Origin of the sequence: Streptomyces sp. NBC_01089 (genome assembly GCF_045162975.1) — a bacterium.
Classification (GTDB): Bacteria; Actinomycetota; Actinomycetes; order Streptomycetales; family Streptomycetaceae; genus Streptomyces.
The window spans coordinates 5,226,727-5,245,001 of record NZ_CP108660.1 but is presented as its reverse complement, the minus strand read 5'-3'; the positions used below and the strand labels follow the sequence as shown (position 1 = coordinate 5,245,001).

General features: G+C 72.0%; 18 protein-coding genes. 11 read left to right on the top strand and 7 right to left on the bottom strand.

Annotated elements, in window-relative coordinates; genetic code table 11:
* Positions 1-32: 32 nt before the first annotated feature.
* From OG510_RS23615 to hutU, 3 genes are read right to left on the bottom strand one after another with little or no spacing between them, the layout of a single operon-like run.
* Positions 33-1,382 (bottom strand): formimidoylglutamate deiminase, encoded by a 1,350-nt coding sequence (locus tag OG510_RS23615; protein WP_406139370.1) that lies wholly within the window; start codon positions 1,380-1,382, stop codon positions 33-35.
* Positions 1,373-2,572: an allantoate amidohydrolase gene (locus tag OG510_RS23610; protein WP_406142511.1), complete on the bottom strand. Its 1,200-nt coding sequence runs from the start codon at positions 2,570-2,572 to the stop codon at positions 1,373-1,375. The genes OG510_RS23615 and OG510_RS23610 overlap by 10 nt, the downstream gene beginning before the upstream one ends.
* A gap of 17 nt (positions 2,573-2,589) precedes the next feature.
* Positions 2,590-4,254 carry a urocanate hydratase gene (gene hutU, locus OG510_RS23605; RefSeq protein ID WP_406139368.1) on the bottom strand — a complete coding sequence of 555 codons (1,665 nt, stop codon included), beginning with the start codon at positions 4,252-4,254 and terminating at the stop codon, positions 2,590-2,592.
* 305 nt (positions 4,255-4,559) lie between these two features.
* Here hutU and OG510_RS23600 point away from each other — a divergent pair, with 305 nt between their 5' ends.
* The 4 genes from OG510_RS23600 to OG510_RS23585 all read left to right on the top strand — a co-directional run bounded on the left by OG510_RS23600 (position 4,560) and on the right by OG510_RS23585 (position 6,848).
* Positions 4,560-5,123 (top strand): hypothetical protein, encoded by a 564-nt coding sequence (locus OG510_RS23600; RefSeq protein ID WP_406139367.1) that lies wholly within the window; start codon positions 4,560-4,562, stop codon positions 5,121-5,123.
* Positions 5,123-5,929 carry a transcriptional regulator gene (locus OG510_RS23595; RefSeq protein WP_406139365.1) on the top strand — a complete coding sequence of 269 codons (807 nt, stop codon included), beginning with the start codon at positions 5,123-5,125 and terminating at the stop codon, positions 5,927-5,929. The genes OG510_RS23600 and OG510_RS23595 overlap by 1 nt, the downstream gene beginning before the upstream one ends.
* Positions 5,930-5,967: 38 nt before the next feature.
* A complete protein-coding gene (locus OG510_RS23590) occupies positions 5,968-6,390 on the top strand; it encodes a roadblock/LC7 domain-containing protein (protein ID WP_406139364.1) in 423 nt (140 codons plus the stop codon).
* A gap of 83 nt (positions 6,391-6,473) precedes the next feature.
* Positions 6,474-6,848, top strand: coding sequence for a hypothetical protein (locus OG510_RS23585; protein ID WP_406139363.1), 375 nt, complete (start codon positions 6,474-6,476; stop codon positions 6,846-6,848).
* Between the two features lie 10 nt (positions 6,849-6,858).
* On the opposite strand, the gene OG510_RS23580 is transcribed toward OG510_RS23585, so the two are convergent.
* The 3 genes from OG510_RS23580 to OG510_RS23570 form a co-directional block, all read right to left on the bottom strand.
* Positions 6,859-7,398 carry a hypothetical protein gene (locus OG510_RS23580; protein WP_406139362.1) on the bottom strand — a complete coding sequence of 180 codons (540 nt, stop codon included), beginning with the start codon at positions 7,396-7,398 and terminating at the stop codon, positions 6,859-6,861.
* A gap of 290 nt (positions 7,399-7,688) precedes the next feature.
* Entirely contained in the window at positions 7,689-8,525 is an 837-nt protein-coding gene (locus tag OG510_RS23575; protein WP_406139360.1) for a MurR/RpiR family transcriptional regulator, read from the bottom strand.
* A gap of 90 nt (positions 8,526-8,615) precedes the next feature.
* Positions 8,616-10,094: an aromatic amino acid ammonia-lyase gene (locus OG510_RS23570; protein ID WP_406142509.1), complete on the bottom strand. Its 1,479-nt coding sequence runs from the start codon at positions 10,092-10,094 to the stop codon at positions 8,616-8,618.
* Positions 10,095-10,235: 141 nt separating this feature from the next.
* Here OG510_RS23570 and OG510_RS23565 point away from each other — a divergent pair, with 141 nt between their 5' ends.
* The 4 genes from OG510_RS23565 to OG510_RS23550 are packed head-to-tail and all read left to right on the top strand — an operon-like array spanning position 10,236 to position 13,724.
* Positions 10,236-11,447, top strand: coding sequence for an ABC transporter ATP-binding protein (locus OG510_RS23565; protein ID WP_406139359.1), 1,212 nt, complete (start codon positions 10,236-10,238; stop codon positions 11,445-11,447).
* On the top strand, positions 11,444-12,103 hold the full coding sequence (locus OG510_RS23560; protein ID WP_406139357.1) for an ABC transporter permease: 660 nt from the start codon (positions 11,444-11,446) through the stop codon (positions 12,101-12,103). The genes OG510_RS23565 and OG510_RS23560 overlap by 4 nt, the downstream gene beginning before the upstream one ends.
* 3 nt (positions 12,104-12,106) lie before the next feature.
* Positions 12,107-12,778, top strand: coding sequence for an ABC transporter permease (locus tag OG510_RS23555; RefSeq protein ID WP_406139355.1), 672 nt, complete (start codon positions 12,107-12,109; stop codon positions 12,776-12,778).
* Between the two features lie 16 nt (positions 12,779-12,794).
* Entirely contained in the window at positions 12,795-13,724 is a 930-nt protein-coding gene (locus tag OG510_RS23550) for an ABC transporter substrate-binding protein (protein WP_406139354.1), read from the top strand.
* Positions 13,725-13,880: 156 nt separating this feature from the next.
* Here the strand turns inward: OG510_RS23550 and OG510_RS23545 are convergent, their stop codons facing one another.
* Positions 13,881-14,897, bottom strand: a complete 1,017-nt coding sequence (locus OG510_RS23545; RefSeq protein WP_406139352.1) for a LacI family DNA-binding transcriptional regulator — start codon at positions 14,895-14,897, stop codon at positions 13,881-13,883.
* Positions 14,898-15,155: 258 nt separating this feature from the next.
* Between OG510_RS23545 and OG510_RS23540 the strand changes: the two genes are divergently transcribed.
* The 3 genes from OG510_RS23540 to OG510_RS23530 all read left to right on the top strand — a co-directional run bounded on the left by OG510_RS23540 (position 15,156) and on the right by OG510_RS23530 (position 18,106).
* Positions 15,156-16,052 (top strand): amidohydrolase, encoded by an 897-nt coding sequence (locus OG510_RS23540; protein ID WP_406139351.1) that lies wholly within the window; start codon positions 15,156-15,158, stop codon positions 16,050-16,052.
* A complete protein-coding gene (locus OG510_RS23535) occupies positions 16,049-16,552 on the top strand; it encodes a cysteine dioxygenase (protein WP_406139350.1) in 504 nt (167 codons plus the stop codon). The genes OG510_RS23540 and OG510_RS23535 overlap by 4 nt, the downstream gene beginning before the upstream one ends.
* Positions 16,553-16,684: 132 nt before the next feature.
* Complete coding sequence (locus tag OG510_RS23530) at positions 16,685-18,106, top strand: purine-cytosine permease family protein (RefSeq protein ID WP_406139349.1); 1,422 nt, start codon at positions 16,685-16,687, stop codon at positions 18,104-18,106.
* The last annotated feature ends 169 nt before the right edge of the window (positions 18,107-18,275 follow it).

Here is an 18,275-nt window from a genome sequence, read left to right as displayed (position 1 = left end):
CGCGTGGTGCTCCTCCGGATACGGGTTCGGGGTCAGGGGCGCAGCGCCGCGATGGACTCGGCCAGCGCGTGCGGGACGTCCGGCACCAGGGCGTGGACTCCGTCGCGTACGACATGGCGGCCGCCCACGACCGTGTGGCGTACGTCGGCCGCGGAGCCGGCGAATACGGCGGTCTCCGCTCCGAGGTGCGGCACGGGGCCCGCTGTTCTGACCGTGTCGAGCGCGATCGTCGTGAGGTCGGCGAGCGCGCCGGTCTCGATGGCACCGCCGTCGGACCAGCCGAGCGCGTGGTAGCCGTCGGCGGTGGCCGCGCGCAGCAGGGCCGCAGCCGTCCAGTGGCCGCGGGTGCGCGAGCGCAGCCGTTCGTTGAGCTCCATGGCGCGCGCCTCTTCGAGGATGTCGATCACGGCGTGGCTGTCGCTGCCCAGGGAGAGCGGGCTGCCCGCGTGCTGCAGCCGGACGGCGGGGCCGATGCCGTCGGCGAGGTCGCGTTCGGTGGTGGGGCACATACAGGTGCCGGTCTCCGAGGAGCCCAGCAGGCTGATGTCCTCGTCGGTGAGATGGGTGTTGTGGACGCCGACGGTGCGGGGGCCGAGCACCCCGTGGTCGGCGAGCAGCCGGGTGGGGGTGCAGCCGTGCGCCGCAAGACAGGATTCGTTCTCGGCGGTCTGCTCCGAGAGGTGGACGTGCAGCGGGGCCTGCCGTTCCTCGGCCCAGGCGGCGACGGTGGCGAGCTGCCCGGCCGGGACGGCGCGTACGGAGTGGACGGCCGCGCCGATCCGGGCGTGGTCGCGGTCCTTGAGCAGGGAGGCCCGCTCGGCCCAGCTCTGCGCCGAGCCGTCGGAGAAGCGCCGCTGGTGCTTCTCGGGCTCCGCGCTGCGGTATTTGTCGATCATCCCGGACGCCAGGTAGGCGGTGTCGAGGAGTGTGATGCGGACGCCCGCGTCGGCCGCGGCGGCGATCAGTGCCTCGCCCATCGCGTTCGGGTCGTCGTAGGGGGTGCCGCCCGGTGTGTGGTGCACATAGTGGAACTCACCGACCACGGTGATCCCGGCCATCGCCATCTCGGCGTACACGGCGCGGGCGAGCGCGTGGTAGGTGTCCGGGGTCAGCCGGCAGGCCACGCCGTACATCACGTCGCGCCAGGTCCAGAAGGTGCCGGAGCCGACCTGGGCCGCGGACCGCAGGGCGCGGTGGAAGGCGTGGCTGTGGGCGTTCGCCAGGCCCGGGAGGGTCAGGCCGCGCAGGGCGGTCGCGCCGGGCGGCGGCGCCGGTACCTCCTTGCGGACGGCCGTGATCCGGCCCTGGTCGGTCTCCAGGACGACGCCCGGCTCGACATGCGTGCCGAGCCAGGCGTGCTCCAGCCAGTACGTCACCTGCACGCCAGGCCCTCCAGTACATCGGCGAGTGCGGTCACCCCGGCCAGGCAGTCGTCCTCACCGGCGGTCTCCGCCGGTGAGTGCGAGACACCCGTGGGGTTGCGTACGAACAGCATGGCGGTCGGGACGGACGCGGAGAGGATCCCGGCGTCGTGTCCCGCGCCCGTTCCGAGAACGGGCACCGTGCTGCCGTCGCCGCCGAGGATCTTGGCGAGCTCGTCACGCAGGGCGTGTTCGAACTCGACGACGGGGGTGAAGGACTCCCGGGTGACGCGTACGTCCACGCCGTCCCGCTCGCCCCGTTCCCTGGCCGCCTGCTCGATACCGGCGATGACCGTGTCCAGGGTGGACTGGTCGGCGGCGCGCGAGTCGAGCCAGCCGCGCACCAGGGAGGGGATCGCGTTGACGCCGTTCGGCTCGACGGAGACCTTGCCGAAGGTGGCCACGGCGCCCGCGAGTTCCGCCTGGCGGCGGGCGGCGATGACCGTCTCCGCGTACGTCAGCATCGGGTCGCGGCGGTCCACCAGACGGGTCGTCCCCGCGTGGTTGGCCTCGCCGTGGAAGTCGTACCGCCAGCGGCCGTGCGGCCAGATCGCGGAGGCGATACCGACCGGGTCGCCGCTGAGGTCCAGGGCGCGCCCCTGCTCCACATGGAGCTCGACGAAGGCCCCGATGCGGGCGAGCCGCTGCGGGTCGGCGCCGATGGCCGCCGGGTCGTACCCGGCCTGCTCCATGGCCTCGGGCAGCGAGACGCCCGCGCCGTCCTTGAGCTGGTGGGCCCGGTCGACGGTGAGCTGCCCCGCGGTGAGCCGGGAGCCGACGCAGGCGAGCCCGAAGCGGGCACCTTCCTCGTCACCGAAGTTGCTGATCGCCAGCGGCCTGGTGAACTCGGCTCCCCTGCGGCGGAGTTCGTCCAGCGCCGCGAAGGAGGAGACCACACCGAGGGGGCCGTCGAAGGCGCCGCCGTCCGGTACGGAGTCCAGGTGCGAGCCGGTGACGACGGCGTCGGTGCCCAGCGGGTCACCGAGCCAGGCCCACTGGTTGCCGTTGCGGTCGAGTTCGTAGCTGAGGCCGCGGGCCAGCGCCTGGTCCTTGAACCAGGCGCGGCAGTCGGCGTCGGCCGCGGTCCAGGCGTACCTGCGGTACCCGCCGGAGTCGGAGCTGCGGCCGATGGGCAGCAGCTCCGCCCACATCTCGTGGAACGAGGAGGTCACTGCTGCCCGCCCTCGCGCATCGGCACCCGGACGCCGCGCTCGTCGGCCACCCGCTCGGCGATGTCGTATCCGGCGTCGACATGGCGGATGACACCCATGCCGGGGTCGTTGGTGAGGACCCGGCGGATCTTCTCGCCCGCGAGGGCGGTGCCGTCGGCCACCGAGACCTGTCCGGCGTGGATGGAGCGGCCCATGCCGACCCCGCCGCCGTGGTGGATGGAGACCCAGGAGGCACCGGAGGCGACGTTGACCATGGCGTTGAGCAGCGGCCAGTCGGCGATGGCGTCGGAGCCGTCGAGCATGGCCTCGGTCTCGCGGTACGGCGAGGCGACGGAGCCGCAGTCGAGGTGGTCGCGGCCGATGGCCAGCGGGGCGGCGAGGGTGCCGTCGGCGACCATGTCGTTGAAGCGGGCGCCGGCCTTGTCGCGCTCGCCCTGGCCGAGCCAGCAGATACGGGCGGGCAGGCCCTGGAAGTGGACGCGCTCACCGGCCATCTTGATCCAGCGGTGCAGCGACTCGTTCTCGGGGAAGAGCTCCAGGAGCGCCTTGTCGGTCTTGTGGATGTCCGAGGCTTCGCCGGAGAGCGCGGCCCAGCGGAACGGGCCCTTGCCCTCGCAGAAGAGCGGGCGGATATAGGCGGGCACGAAGCCGGGGAAGTCGAACGCCCGGGCGTATCCGGCCAGCTGGGCCTCACCGCGGATGGAGTTGCCGTAGTCGAAGACCTCGGCCCCGGCGTCCATGAAGCCGACCATCGCCTCGACGTGCCGGGCCATCGACTCGCGGGCGCGCTGGGTGAAGTCGGCGGGCTTCTCGGCGGCGTACGCGGCCATGTCGTCGAATTCGACGCCGACCGGGAGGTAGGCGAGCGGGTCGTGGGCGGAGGTCTGGTCCGTCACGATGTCGATCGGCGCGCCTTCGGCGAGCATCCGGGGCAGCAGCTCGGCGGCGTTGCCCAGGAGGCCGATGGAGAGCGGCTTACGGGCGTCGCGCGCCTCGACGGCGAGCTGGAGCGCGTGCTCGAGCGAGTTCGCCCGGACGTCCAGGAAGCGGTGCTCGATACGGCGCTCGATGGCGCGCGGGTCGACGTCGATGCAGATCGCGACGCCGTCGTTCATCGTCACGGCGAGCGGCTGGGCGCCGCCCATGCCGCCGAGTCCCGCGGTGAGCGTGATGGTCCCGGCGAGCGTGCCGTTGAAGCGCTTGGCCGCGACGGCGGCGAAGGTCTCGTAGGTGCCCTGGAGGATGCCCTGGGTGCCGATGTAGATCCAGGAGCCGGCCGTCATCTGGCCGTACATGGTGAGCCCGAGTGCTTCGAGCCGCCGGAACTCCTCCCAGTTGGCCCAGTCGCCCACCAGGTTGGAGTTGGCGATCAGCACCCGCGGCGCCCACTCGTGGGTCTGCATCACGCCGACCGGTCGCCCGGACTGGACGAGCATCGTCTCGTCCTGCTTGAGGTTCTGGAGGGTGCGCACCATGGCGTCGAAGGAGCGCCAGTCGCGGGCGGCCTTGCCGGTGCCGCCGTAGACGACGAGCTTGTCGGGGTGCTCGGCGACCTCAGGGTCCAGGTTGTTCTGGAGCATGCGCAGGGCGGCCTCCTGCTGCCATCCCAGGGCGCTCAGCTCCGTACCGCGCGGTGCCCGTACCGGCCGGGGTCCTGACATGGTTGCCTCCTCGATCCCACACTATTGCATGAACTATTCACATCCTGACGCTCTGAATAGAGCTAGTCAATACACTCGGGCACCCCGCCTCGCCCCGGGGGCTGGATTGGCTGGATCACGCGCCCCGAGGACGGCTGGATCGCCCGGCGCCAGGAACGGGGTGCGCGGACCCTAATCCCGCCGGGCATGTTCCGCTGGAAAATGCCAGAACTCCCCTCAGGGGGCTGAACGTTGCGTAACTTGGCCGTCACTGCCGCACGGCCGCCCCCGCGGCCACGCGCATCACGCTGGGAGGGGAGTTCCGCGTGCCCGGAATCGACGAGTGTCTGCTGGAAGCCATGCGGCTGCCCGGCTCCCGCGGTGCCGCCGTGGTCGACTGGACCAGCGGGCTCGCACTCGGCACCATCGGCGAGTCACCGAACAACGACCACGAGGCGACCGCGGCCGAGACCGCGGAGCTGGCCCGGATGGCCGCGGAACACCAGGCGTTCGCCCCGGACCCGGCCCCGGACCCCGACCCGGCCCCTGCTGCCTCCGCCCCGGCCCCGACGGGCGTACCGGCGGACGGGCAGCCGGACGCGCCGACCGGCGGCGACGGACCGGCCGACGGACCGCCCGGCGCCGACGGAGCGCCCGGCGCATCGGCTCCCATCGTCTCAAGTCCCGCCGTCTCAACTCCCGCCGCACCAGCGGGCCTTCCGGTCGAGGACGTCATCGTCACCAACCGCACCGGCTACCACATCCTGCGCTTCGTCGAGACGACCTTCGACAGCAGCGTCTTCCTGCACCTCTGGCTCGACCGCGACGAGGGGAATCTGGCGCTCGCCCGATTACGGCTGCGGGACCTGGCCGAGCGACTGGTGCTGTGATGACCACCGCGACCGGCCCCAGACCCCCGGCCAGACCCGCGGGCGTCTCGCCGATGCTCGTCCGGCTCGCGGGCGAACGCGCCACCGGCGCACTGCTGCGGGACCGCGGCACTCTCTATCTGGTCGACGGTCAGGTGGTGCACGCCGAGAGCCCGGCCGCCCCCGGTATAGACGTCCTGCTGACCACATCGGGGCGGCTGCGCCCCGAAGGGTGGCGGCAGGCCCTGGACCGGGCCGGGGCCCACGGCCGGGTCGGCCGGTTCCTGGTCGAGAGCGGCCAGGTCGCGGACGGTGAGCTGGAGATCTGCCATCTCGGCGCCCTGCACGACGCGGCGTACTTCGCACTCGCCCCCAGCAGCGGCCCCACCCGTTTCCGTTACGGCGTCGCCCACTGGATCGGCCCCGTGCACCCCGTACCGGCGGACGCCGTGGAGCGGGAGGCCGCCCGCCGCAGGGAACTGCTCGACCGGCTCTGGCCGTACCCGGACATCGACACCGCCCCGGTCGTACGGGCCCGCAGCCACCCCGACACCCCGGTCACCCCGCGCCAGCGCGCCGTGCTCGACCTGGCGGACGGGGTCCGTACCCCGCCCGGCATCGCACGGGCGCTGGGCCGCCCGGCCTTCCACACCCTCATCGACGTCCGCAGGCTGGCAGCCGCCGGTGCCGTCGAGACCCCGCGCGCGCCCGCACCGCGGACGTCGGCGGTCCCCGCCCGGTTCGCCGACGCGGTCGCCGGGGTGTCGCCCGACCCGGATGTCGCCCTGCTCCGCCGGCTGCGAGACGCATTGGAGGCCACGCTGTGATCCGCGCTCTGCGGCAGCGCGCCGAGAGGAGACAACTGATGTCCGCGGAGGCCGAAGTGCTGGACGAGCTGCGCCGGCTGAGAGCCCGGGTGCCCCTGATCAGCGGGGCACTCGCGGCCAGCGCCGACGGTCTCGTACTGGCGCAGGACACCACGTCGGCCGAGGGCGAGTCCGTCGCCGCGCTCACCGCGGCGGCCCTCGGCGTCGCACAGCGGCTGACCGAGACGACGGGCCAGGGCGCCTTCCGTGAGCTGCTGGTACGCGGCGAGCACGGCTATGTGGCGACGTACGCGGCAGGCCCGTCCGCCGTGCTCACCCTGCTCGCCCAGCCCCGTATCAACGTGGGCCGGCTGCATCTGGAGGCCCGCAGGTCGAGCACCCGGATCGGCGAGCTGGTCGACGGCGCCCTCGACCGGACGGAGAGCCCACGGCCGGACAGCCCACGAGCGGAGAGCCCATGACCGTCAAGCCTCCCTCCCGTACCCGTACGACACCGCGAACGACCCGTTCCGCCACCCACAGGAAGAAAGGAAGTGCGCCTCCCATGGCGAACACCGAAACCGCACTCAAGGACGCGATGAGCTCGATCGAGGGCACCATCGGCGTGGCCCTCGTCGACTACACCAGCGGCATGGCCCTCGGCACGCTCGGCGGCGGCAAGGAGCTCGATCTGGCCGTGGCCGCCGCCGGGAACACGGATGTGGTGCGTGCCAAGGTGCGGACCATGGAACACCTCGGGCTCAAGGACGAGATCGAGGACATCCTGATCACGCTGGGCGGGCAGTACCACCTGATCCGGCTGCTCAAGGGGCGCGGGAACAACGGCCTGTTCCTCTATCTGGCGCTGGACAAGTCCCGGTCGAACCTCGCGATGGCCCGTCACCAGCTGAAGAAGATCGAAGCCGAACTGGAGGTGTGACCCGGCCGCGTCAGCGACGCCGCGCCCCGCCGGGTGCGGCGTCGCCCGCGAGGACGCCCGTCGAGCTGTAGCCCTTGACCGGCTTCCCCGCGGGGCCCCGTGCGATCCAGTCGGTACGGACCCAGAAGAGGACGTCGTCGGCGCGTTCGCGGCGGCCGAGGCGTACCGCCTTGAGCCAGAGCCCGGCGCCCGCTCCGGCGAGCGTCAGACCGCCGGCGGCCGGGAGCGCGAACGACGAGCCGAGCGCCGCGACGAAGGCCACGAGCAGCCACCAGCGGTGCGCGCGCCGCCAGTTCCTCACGGTCACGGCGCGGTCCTGGAGGAAGTCCGACCGGCCCGCCCGCGAGGGCGACTTCGACAGATGGACGAAGCGGCGGCCACGGACCAGGGCGACCACCGCGCAGGTGATCAGTGCGAGCGCCGCCCCGGCCAGGAGGCCGATCCTGCGCCCGGTCAGCCCGGGCAGCAGCGCCCCGGCCGCCGCGGCCACCAGTCCCAGCCACCACAGCGGTGCGGCCCCGGCCCGTACCAGCACCGCGACCCGCGCCACGGTCCGCGGCCGGCCCTTCCCCGACCGGCCCGGCCGCCCCGGCCGCCCCGGCCGCCGGCCCTGATCCCGTTCCCTGCCCTGTGCCCGCTGCTGTGTCTGTGTCTGCGCCTGTCCCCGCGTCTGAGTCTGTCCCCGCGTCTGCGTCTGCGCTCTGCCGCGCCCCACGTCCGTACTCCTTCCGCACGCCTGCTCCGGACCGAGCGGAGATTAGCGACGGTTTCTGAGTACGCCGTGAGAAGCCGCAGAGCGCCGGGCACCTCGCGGCCCCGCCCGGTACTCCGGTGCGTCCCCTACTCCACGAACAGCCCCCGCGCCGCCGCCCGTGTGTCGAACTCCTCCAGGCGTGACTGCGCCTCCGGCAGGTCGTCGCACATCGCTTCGAGGAGCACCCGCCCCAGCAGCATCGGCCCGCACACCGTGTCGAAGGCCAGGCCGGTACCGACAGCGGCCGGGACCAGGATGTCGCTGTGCCGGGCGACCGGCGCGAAGGCCGAGTCGGCGACCGTCACCACGGTCAGCCCCGCCGACTGCGCGTACGCGAGCGCGTCGACCACCTCACGCGGGTGGCGGGGCAGCGCGAAGCAGAGCAGCACCGTGGCCCCGGCCCGTACCGCGGCGTCGATACGGTCGGCCAGCATCGTGCCGCCCTCGTCGAGCAGCCGGACGTCCCTGTGGACCTTGGCGGCGAAGTACGCGAACCCCCTGGCCTGCGACGACGCGGCGCGCAGCCCCAGCACCGGCAGGGTCGGAGACTGCGCGAGCAGCCGGCCGGCCCGCTCGACCAGCGAGGGATCGGCCAGGACCTCGGCGAGCCGGCGCAGATTCTCCATCTCGGCGTGGACGGCCTGCTGGTACTCGTTGAGGCTGTCGTCGTCCGCCTCACGCCCGGCCGGTGCGACCTCCCGCAGATGGCGGCGGAGCGCCGGGTAGCCGTCGAAGCCGAGCGCCACCGCGAACCGGGTGACGGACGGCTGGCTGACCCCGGCCAGCTCGGCCAGTTCGACGGACGAGAGGAAGGGTGCCTCGGCGGCCTGCCGCACCATGCAGTGCGCGATGCGCCGCTGGGTCGGTGTCAGCCGGTGCCCTTCGAAGAGCTGTTGCAGCCGTGTGGCCGGGCTGTCGCTCATGCCGTCGTCCCCCTCAAGTTCCACATCCACATCAGAGTTCATTGAACCGCCCGCATCGCAGAGCCCCGCACTCCGGCCCCGGAAACCCCCTCAGAGGTCATTGAACCGGTCGAGCAGCGCGGCCGCGGTGTCGACGTCGTCGGTGAGCGGCCGGTCCGCGACATCCGGGTCGAGCGCCTCGTCCGCCAGGGCGAAGGCGCGGCCGACCGGCAGACCGGGGTCGATCCGCAGCTCGCGCAGGCGCAACGCCCTGATGACGGCGACCAGTTCGCAGCCCACCACATAGCGGTAGACCCGGGCGGCCCGCAGCGCCTGCCGGGCCGCGAGCGACGCGAAGCTGGCCTGTTCCTCGACACCCCGGGAGAGGACGGCGTGCCCGAGCGTGGCCGGTGCGGACAGGGCGCTCAGCTCACCGAGCGCGGCCCCGGCCGCGTACTCCAGGATCATCACGCCCGACGACGCGGCCTCACCGTCGGCGAGGAAGGGCCTGAGCCGGGTGAACCCGGGCTCGTTCAGCGCGGAGAGCCGGGAGGTGGAGAGCCGGGCGGTCTGAGTGAGGGCCAGTCTGAAGTGATCGAGCGCCAGGGCGAGTTGGGCCATGTAGAAGCCGCCGTGGTGGTAGGCCGCCATGTCGTCGGCCCGGATCAGCGGGTTCTCGGCCGCCGCGTTGATCTCGACGGCGATGGTGCGCTCCAGCAGATCGGCCGCGTCCTGCGCGGGTCCGTGGATCTGCGGCACACAGCGGAAGCCGTACGGGTCCTGGATGCGGCCCAGCGGCGGGGTGGGCCGCTCGGGTGCGCCGAGCAAGCGGCGGCTGCGGGCGGCGACGGCGTACGAACCGGGGTGCGGGCGGGCCGCGTGCACCGGCTCCGCGTATGCCTCGAACGAGCCGTCCACGGCGAGCAGGGACAGCGCGGCCACCATCTGCGTGGCGTCGACCAGGCCGCGCAGCTCGTCGAGTGCGAGCGCGGCCTGGCCGAGCGTGAGGGCGTTGCTGCTGATCAGGGCGAGTGCGTCGTTGTTGTCGAGGCGCAGCGCCGCGGGCGGCGGGCCGCCCTGCCAGGGGTGCTCGCCGGCCAGCGCGAGGCCCATCTGGGCGAGGGCCGCGATATCGCCGGTCCCGACCGAGCCGAACTCGTGGACGACGGGGTGGGCGCCGGACTCCAGGGCTTCGCAGAGCGCGGTGACGACGGTGGGCCGCAGTCCGGCCCCTCCGGCGAGCAGCTGGTTGGCGCGTACGGCGAGCATGGCCCTGACCTCGTGGCCCGGCAGCGGATCCCCGATGGCCCCGGCGTGCGAGCGCAGCAGCCGCAGCCCGTGGTCGGCGGCTGCGCCGGACGGCACCGACTCGTTACGGTTGGCGCCGACACCCGTGGAGCGGCCGTACACCCGGCCCGACGCGGCGAGCTCACGTGCCGCGTCCCACGACTGTTCAGTACGCTTCATCGCCTCGGTCCCGGGTACGGGCCTGGCCGTGCCGCGGGCGAGCCGGACCACATCGGCGACCGGAAGGGACTCACCGTCGAGGACCACGATGCCGGTCTGGGTATCCACCGTGCGGTACGGCATCATGCGCGAACGCCTCCTTATTCCGACATTCGGTCTTGCCTGCTGGACCTACGTCATCAGTGTTTTAGCGCAGCCCATTGACAAATTATTCAGACACCGAGAACTCTGCATGACCATATGCAGCCGGGCAAGGGATGACCGATGATCAAATTCGACTCCGTGCACAAACGCTTCCCGAACGGCACCACAGCGGTCCACGACCTCAACCTGGACATGCCCGAAGGACAGATCACGGTCCTGGTCGGCTCGTCCGGGTGTGGCAAGACCACCACCCTCCGCATGATCAACCGCATGGTCGACCCGTCGTCGGGGACCATCCGCCTCGCGGACAAGGACATCCTGGAGGCGGACGCCGCCGAGCTGCGGCGCGGCATCGGCTACGTCATCCAGCAGTCCGGGCTCTTCCCGCACCGGACGATCCTGGACAATGTGGCCACCGTCCCGCTGCTGCTCGGCTGGGGCCGCAAGAAGTCCCGCGCCCGCGCAGCCGAGCTGCTGGAGACGGTCGGGCTGACCGCCGACACCGGCAAGCGCTACCCGCACCAGCTCTCCGGCGGCCAGCAGCAGCGCGTCGGGGTGGCCCGCGCGCTCGCGGCCGACCCGCCGGTGCTGCTCATGGACGAGCCGTTCGGCGCGGTGGACCCGGTGGTCCGCACCCAGCTCCAGGACGAGCTGCTGCGGCTGCAGAAGGACCTCAACAAGACCATCGTCTTCGTCACCCACGACATAGACGAGGCCGTCCGGCTCGGCGACCGCATCGCGGTCTTCCGTACCGGCGGCCATCTCGTCCAGTGCGCCGAGCCCGCCGAGCTGCTCGCCCGGCCCGCCGACGACTTCGTGGCGGACTTCCTGGGCGCCGAGCGCGGGCTGAAGCTCCTGTCGCTCTCCACGCTCGCCGGGATACCCCAGACCTCCGCGCCCGTCGTCCGCGCCGACGAGCGGATATCCGCGGCGAAGCGGACCGGCCGCTGGCAGCTGGTGACATCGGCCGACAACAGGCCGCTCGGCTGGCTCGACGCGGACGCCGCACCGGCCGCCGGGGCCGGGACCGCGGGCGACGCACCGCTGCTGCCCGTCCGGGCGCTGCGCGACTCCGACTCGCTGCTCTCGGCGCTCAACGAGTCCGTCTCGTCCCCCGCCGGGCTCGTGGCCCGGGTGGACGCCGACGGCGCACTGACCGGCGTCACCTCACGCGACGCCATCCACGACCGTGCGGGCGAGGCCCACACGAGCGCGGGAGCCGGCGAAGCCCCCGCGCGGACCGGGACCGGGACGACCGAGAGCGCGAAGACCGCGACAGCGCAGACCGAGAGCGCGCAGACCGGCACCACCCAGACCGGCACCACCGCATGACCATCGACTGGGGCTGGTTCCCCGACCACACCGGTGAGATGGCCCACCTCACCGCCGACCATCTCTCCACCGCGGTGCCCGCCGTCCTCATCGGCCTGCTGATCGCGCTCCCGCTGGCGGTCGTCGCCCACCGGGTACGGGCGCTGCGCGGCTTCGTACTCGGCCTCTCGAACATCCTCTACACGATCCCCTCGCTGGCCTTCTTCGTCCTGCTGCTGCCCCTCACCGGGCTCACCAGGACCACGGCGATCACCGGACTGACCGCGTACACGCTGGTCGTGCTCGTACGGAACACCGTCGAGGGCCTGGACGCGGTGCCCGCCAGGGTGCGCGAGGCGTCCACCGCCATGGGCACCAGGCCGCTGCGCACCCTGCTCACCGTGGAACTGCCGCTGGCGCTCCCGGTGATCATGGCCGGGATCCGGGTCTCCACCGTGATGTCGATCTCGCTGGTGAGCGTCGCCAGCTACATCGGGTACGGCGGCCTCGGCCAGCTCTTCACCGACGGCTTCCAGCGCAACTACCCCACCCCGGTCGTCGCCGGTGTGATCCTCACCCTGCTGCTCGCGCTGGTCGCGGACGCGCTGCTCGTCACCGTCCAGTGGCTGTGCACGCCCTGGACCAGGCAGCGCCATTCCATGAAGAGGGGCGCCTGACCCATGCTGGAACTCCTCAAGAACCTCGCGTCCTGGCTGACCAGCTCAGCCCAGTGGTCCGGCGACGAAGGCATCGCGCACCGGCTGGTCGAGCATCTGCAGTACTCGCTGCTCGCCACCGTCATCGCGGCCGTCATCGCGCTGCCCATCGGCATGCTGATCGGCCACACCGGACGCGGCGCCTTCATCGCGGTCAACCTGGCGTCCTTCGGCCGCGCGCTGCCCACCGTCGGCCTGGTGACCCTGGTCTTCCTCGCGGGCGGGCTCTCGATCTGGCCGGTGTACATCTCCCTGGTCGCCCTCGCCGTACCGGTGATCATCACCAATACGTACGCGGGCATGGCCGCCGTCGACCCGGAGGTCAAGGACGCGGCGAAGGGCGTGGGGCTCCGCGGCCACCAGGTCCTCTGGCAGGTCGAACTCCCGCTCGCGCTGCCCCTGATCATGACCGGCATCCGGCTGGCGACCGTGCAGGTCGTGGCCACCGCCACCATCGCCGCCTACGTCAGCTTCGGCGGCCTGGGCCGGTACGTATTCGACGGGCTCGCCCAGCGCGATCTGGTGCAGGTGCTCGGCGGCGCGGTGCTCGTCGCCGTCCTGGCCGTCCTCGCCGACCTCGCCCTGGGCGGGGTGCAGCGGCTGCTGCTGCGCGGCCGACCCGACACCGCCCGCTGACTTCCTGGAGACCGAGATGAACCGACGTACCGCACTCACCGCCCTGCTGGCCGGCGCTTCGGCGCCCGTGCTGGCCGCCTGCTCGTCCGGCATCACCTCCCTCAACGGGGACAGCTCGGGCGGCGACGCCGGGAGCAGCTCGGGCGGGCTGGTCATCGGCACCGCCAACTTCACCGAGAACCAGATACTCGGCTACCTCTACGCGGGGGTGCTCAAGTCCGCGGGCATCAAGTCCACGGTCAAGCCGAACCTGGGCTCCCGCGAGATCATCGTCCCCGCGCTGAAGGGGGGCGACATCGATCTGCTCCCCGAGTACCAGGGCAGTCTGCTGCTCTATCTGAACAAGAAGGCCACCGAGACGGAGGCGGGCGCGATGCAGAACGCGCTGGCCGCCGTGCTGCCCGCGAGCCTGGAGGTCCTGCCGTACGCGGCGGCCGAGGACCGGGACAGCTTCGCGGTGACCCGTGAGACGGCCGACAAGTACGGGCTGAAGACCCTCGCCGATCTGAAGAAGGCCAACGGGAAGCTGGTGTTCGGGGCGGCCGCCGAGATGAAGAAGCGGGTCGTGGGGGTGGTCGGCCTCAAGGACCAGTACGGCGTGGAGTTCAAGGAGTTCAAGGCGCTGGACTCGTCGGGGCCGCTGGTCAAGGGCGCGCTGAAGAAGGGCGATGTGGATGTCGCCAACGTCTTCACCACGGACGTGGATGTCGCGGCGAACAAGTGGGTCGTCCTGGAGGACCCGAAGCACCTGGTGCCCGCGCAGCACATCGTCCCGCTGATCGCCGCCCGCAAGGCGGACGGCAAGGTCCGCAAGGCGCTGGCCCTGCTGGGCAACGCGCTGACGACGGACGAGCTGACGAAGCTGAACCGGCTGGTCGACAAGGACAAGAAGGACCCGGACCGGGTCGCGGACGCGTGGCTGAAGCAGCACCGGCTGATGGCGTAACGGGGGCTGCTTCTGCTCGGGGGCGCTGCCCCGGGCCCCCGGTCCTCAAGCGCCGGACGGGCTTGGTTTTCAAGCCCGTCCGGCGCTTGAGGACACAGCCAAGTCCGTCCGGCGCTTGAGGGCACCATCACGCCCGGCCGGTGATGGAGGCCACCGTCAAGCCGGACCCGACGGCGATGCCCCCGCAGCCGACCCGCGCTCCACCAGCCGCGGCGCGCACAGGATCCGCTTGCGCCGCACCCGCCGCCCCTCGATCGCCGCCACCGCCAGCCGCGCCGCCTCCGCCGCGATCTCCGCGAGGCCCCAGTCCAGCGTCGTCAGCGGGGGCGTCAGGACCCGGGAGACCGGGTGGTCGTCGAAGCCGACCACCGACAGGTCCCGGCCGATCGTGAGGCCCGCTTCGGCGGCCGCCGCGTACACCCCGTACGCGATCGAGTCCGAGAAGCAGAAGACCGCGGTGGACCGGCCGCCCACCACCCCGCGCGCGACCCCGGTCGCCTCCCCCAACTCCTGCGCGCACGGCACCACTTCGACATCGAGGCCGAGCCGGTCCGCGGCCTCACGCACATAGACGTCGGCCGGGCGGTCCGGGGTGCTGGGGCCCGTCGGGGTCAGCACCGTCACCCGGCGGTGGCCGAGCTGCGCCAGATACGTGAGCACCGCGCCGATCCCCGCGCGGTTGTCGAAGAGCACCTCCCCCGCCGTCCTGGCCTGCTGGAGAGAGTCACCGATGGAGACCACGGGCACCGCGTCGGCGATCTTCGCCCAGCCCTCGGCCGAGGGGTCGACGGGCGAGACGAGCAGACCGTCCACCCGCTGGTCACGGAGCTGCTTGGCGAGGACCAGCTCCCGCGCCGGGTCGCCGCCCGCGTCGAGGATCAGCGCATAGCGGTCCCCCGCGAGGAGTTCACGCCCTATGGCCGCCATCAGCTGCTGCTGCCAGAGGTCCTGGAGGTCGCCCGCGAGGACGCCGACCATGCTCGTACGGCCGCTGGCGAGGGCGCGGGCGATCGGGTCCGCCTCATACCCCAGCTCGGCGGCGGCCTTGCGGACCCGCTCCTCGGTCTCCTTGGAGACCTGCTTGCCGCGCAGTGCGTACGAGACGGCGGCAGTGGAGAGGCCGGTGGCCTCTGCCACCTCGCGGAGGGTGGTGCGCTTGCTCGGCCTGGCCATGACGGGAAGCCTACCGGCCGCGTCCGACAGCCCGCCGTGCCAATGGACACACCGGTGACGCCCGTTCCGGGCCCGTCACGAGCCCCTGCCGGGCCCGCCCGCGGCCCGCCCCGGACCGCGTCCCGGCATCCGGCGTTGACACACACCCTCGTTAAGCGTTTCACTGAAGCGCATCACTTAATCGCTTAACAGGCATGGAGCGGACCGCTCGGCAGACCGCACGACAGATCGGCAGACCGCACGACAGAAGGGTGAGCCTTGCTCGCAGACGTCCATCAGCACCTCTGGCCACCGGCCTTCACCGAGCTGCTGCGCGCCCGCACCACCGCCCCGCACCTCGACGGCTGGACGCTCCACCTGCGAGGAGAGCCGCCGTACGCGGTCGACCCGGCCGATCACGACATCGCGGCCCGCACCGCCCTGGCCCACACCGACGGGCTCGGCCTGGCGCTCGTCTCGCTCTCCAGCCCGCTCGGCATCGAATATCTGCCGCCCGCCGAGGCGGCCCCCCTGCTGGCCGCCTTCCACGACGGCGCACTGGCCCTGCCCGCGCCCTTCGGGGTCTGGGCATCGGCAGGACTCGTCGCCCCGGACCCCGAAGCGCTGGCCCGCACCCTGGACCAGGGGTGCGCCGGGCTCCAACTGCCCGCCACCGCACTGCTGGACGAGGCGGGCTGGGCGCACTGCGCGCCGCTGCTCGACACCCTCGCCCGCGCCGGCAAGCCGCTCTTCGTCCATCCCGGCGCGGCCCCGCCGAGCGGACCCGGCGCGCCGCCGTGGTGGCCCGCGCTGGTGCCGTACGTCCAGCAGCTGCACGCCTCCTGGTTCGCCTTCCGCGCGTTCGGCCGGCCGCGCCATCCCCGGCTGCGGGTCTGCTTCGCCGCCCTGGCGGGCCTGGCCCCGCTGCACGGCGAGCGGCTGGCGGCCCGGGGCGGCGGCCGGGGCACGGTCGATCCCGACGTCTTCTACGAGACCTCCTCGTACGGCACCCGGGCCGTGGACGCCCTGGTACGGGCGGTCGGCATCGACACCATCGTGACCGGCAGCGACCGTCCGTACGCCCTGCCAGTGGTCCCCGATCTCGGCGCCGAAGCCGCCGTCCACGCGCTGCGCGCCGCCAACCCCGCCCGCCTCCTGAAAGGAGCAACCCCGTGACGTACGACGCCGCGCTGCCCGACCGTAATCTCGACAAGCGCGAACTCCAGGCGCTGGTCGACGACTTGGCCACCCGCCCGGAGCTCTGGCGCTCCGAGGTCGCCTTCTCGGACACCGACCGGCACTACGCCTCGCTGCACCGCGACGAGTACGTGGACATCTGGCTGCTCTGCTGGACCCGGCAGAACGACACCGGCTGGCACGACCACGACATCTCGTCGGGCGCGGTCCGGGTGGTCCAGGGCGTGCTGACCGAGGCGAATCCGCGGATCGGCGGCCGGCACCTCGCGACGGCCGTCGGCGCCGACAGCTCCTTCTGCTTCGGCCCCGACCACATCCACCGGCTGACCGGGGCGACGGACGACGCGGTGTCGATCCACGCGTACTCGCCGCCGCTCTGGCGGCTCGGCCAGTACACCATCAGCGACGACGGACTGATGCGCCGGATTTCCGTCTCATATGCGGACGAACTACGCCCAATGGACAGCCCAGCTGCCTGAAGAAGCAACTAAAAATCCTGCACCTATTGACCTTCCATTCATCAAGACACACTCTGCATAGATCGATACATCGCCGGTCGGCACATACACCGGCCGATGATGGCAACGCAGTGGTGAGAGGGAGGCCCTCCGGTGGCAGACCTGGTGGAACAACGGTCGATCGATGTCGTCCCCGACGAGGAGCGCCACGGCAACGCCTTCTCCCAGTTCACGCTCTGGGTGGGCGCGAACCTGCACATCACCGCCGTCGTGACCGGGGCGCTCGCCGTGGTCTTCGGCGGCGGCGCGCTCTGGTCGATCGTCGGGCTGCTGCTCGGCAATCTGCTGGGCGGCACGGTGATGGCGCTCCACTCGGCGCAGGGCCCGCGGCTCGGACTGCCCCAGATGATCTCGTCCCGTGCGCAGTTCGGCGTCAAGGGCGCGGTGGTCCCGCTGGCCCTGGTGATCCTGATGTACATCGGGTTCTTCGCCAGCGGCACCGTCCTGGCGGGCCAGGCGGTGGGCAAGCTGACCCACCTCGGCGACACCACGGGGATCGTCATCTTCGCCGTGCTGACCGCGGCGATGGCCGCCATCGGCTACCGGGTCATCCACACACTCGGCCGGGTGGCGAGCATCATCTGCGCCATCGCCTTCATCTACCTGGGCATCCGGCTGCTCGACCGCATCGACCTGGGCACGGTCCTGCACGACCACAGCTTCTCGTTCCCGCTGTTCCTGCTCGCGGTCTCGCTCTCGGCCTCCTGGCAGCTGGCGTTCGGCCCGTATGTGGCGGACTACTCGCGCTATCTGCCCCGTACGACCAGCGGCCGCGCCACGTTCTGGTGGACGCTCGGCGGTACGACGCTGGGCTCGCAGTGGTCGATGACCTTCGGTGTCCTGGTGGCGGCGACGGCGGGCGACGCCTTCCTGAACAGCCAGGTCGGCTATGTGGTCGGCCTCGGCGGCGCCGGGCTGATGGCCTCGGTCCTCTACTTCGTCATCGCGCTGGGCAAGCTCACGATCAACGTGCTCAACACCTACGGCGGCTTCATGTCGATGGTGACGTGCGTCAGCGGCTTCCGCGGCCAGAAGACCCTCACCCCGCGCGGCCGCACGCTCTACATCATGGTCATCATGGTGGCCGGCACGGCGGTGGCCCTGGCAGGCAAGGACAGCTTCCTCGACTCCTTCAAGGACTTCCTGCTCTTCCTGCTGTGCTTCTTCACTCCGTGGTCGGCGGTCAACCTGGTCGACTACTACCTGATCTCCCGCGAGCGCTACGACATCCCGGCCCTCTCCGACCCGAAGGGCCGCTACGGCGCCTGGCGGTGGGACGCGCTGGTGGTGTACGGGATCGGCCTGGTGGCCCAGTTCCCCTTCCTGGCCACGTCCTTCTACACCGGACCGCTGGTCAGCAGCCTCGGCGGCGCGGACATCTCCTGGATCGTGGGGCTCGTGGTCCCGGCGGCGCTGTACTGGCTGCTGGCGCGGCGCAACACCTCGCACATCCCGGAGGCCACCATCCTGACCCCGGCCGCCCAGCCCGTACCGGAGCAGGTGCCGGCCCCGTAGCCCCAGGGCGGCGCGGTACGGATCCGGGGCGCTACGGACACCGGGCCGGTACGGATCCGGGGCGGCGCGAGGCCGGTGAGGTACCTCCGCGCCGGATGCGGGTGGGGTACCCCCCGTGCCGGATTGGGGGGTTAGCCCCACTGCTCAGCGCGCCCCGGATTCGTACCGT

Coding starts and splice junctions, on each gene's coding strand:
- OG510_RS23610 (WP_406142511.1), bottom strand. CDS start 2,572: ATGTGGGCGGAGCTGCTGCCCATCGGCCGCAGCTCCGACTCCGGCGGG.
- hutU (WP_406139368.1), bottom strand. CDS start 4,254: ATGTCAGGACCCCGGCCGGTACGGGCACCGCGCGGTACGGAGCTGAGC.
- OG510_RS23595 (WP_406139365.1), top strand. CDS start 5,123: ATGACCACCGCGACCGGCCCCAGACCCCCGGCCAGACCCGCGGGCGTC.
- OG510_RS23590 (WP_406139364.1), top strand. CDS start 5,968: ATGTCCGCGGAGGCCGAAGTGCTGGACGAGCTGCGCCGGCTGAGAGCC.
- OG510_RS23585 (WP_406139363.1), top strand. CDS start 6,474: ATGGCGAACACCGAAACCGCACTCAAGGACGCGATGAGCTCGATCGAG.
- OG510_RS23575 (WP_406139360.1), bottom strand. CDS start 8,525: ATGAGCGACAGCCCGGCCACACGGCTGCAACAGCTCTTCGAAGGGCAC.
- OG510_RS23570 (WP_406142509.1), bottom strand. CDS start 10,094: ATGCCGTACCGCACGGTGGATACCCAGACCGGCATCGTGGTCCTCGAC.
- OG510_RS23565 (WP_406139359.1), top strand. CDS start 10,236: ATGATCAAATTCGACTCCGTGCACAAACGCTTCCCGAACGGCACCACA.
- OG510_RS23560 (WP_406139357.1), top strand. CDS start 11,444: ATGACCATCGACTGGGGCTGGTTCCCCGACCACACCGGTGAGATGGCC.
- OG510_RS23555 (WP_406139355.1), top strand. CDS start 12,107: ATGCTGGAACTCCTCAAGAACCTCGCGTCCTGGCTGACCAGCTCAGCC.
- OG510_RS23550 (WP_406139354.1), top strand. CDS start 12,795: ATGAACCGACGTACCGCACTCACCGCCCTGCTGGCCGGCGCTTCGGCG.
- OG510_RS23545 (WP_406139352.1), bottom strand. CDS start 14,897: ATGGCCAGGCCGAGCAAGCGCACCACCCTCCGCGAGGTGGCAGAGGCC.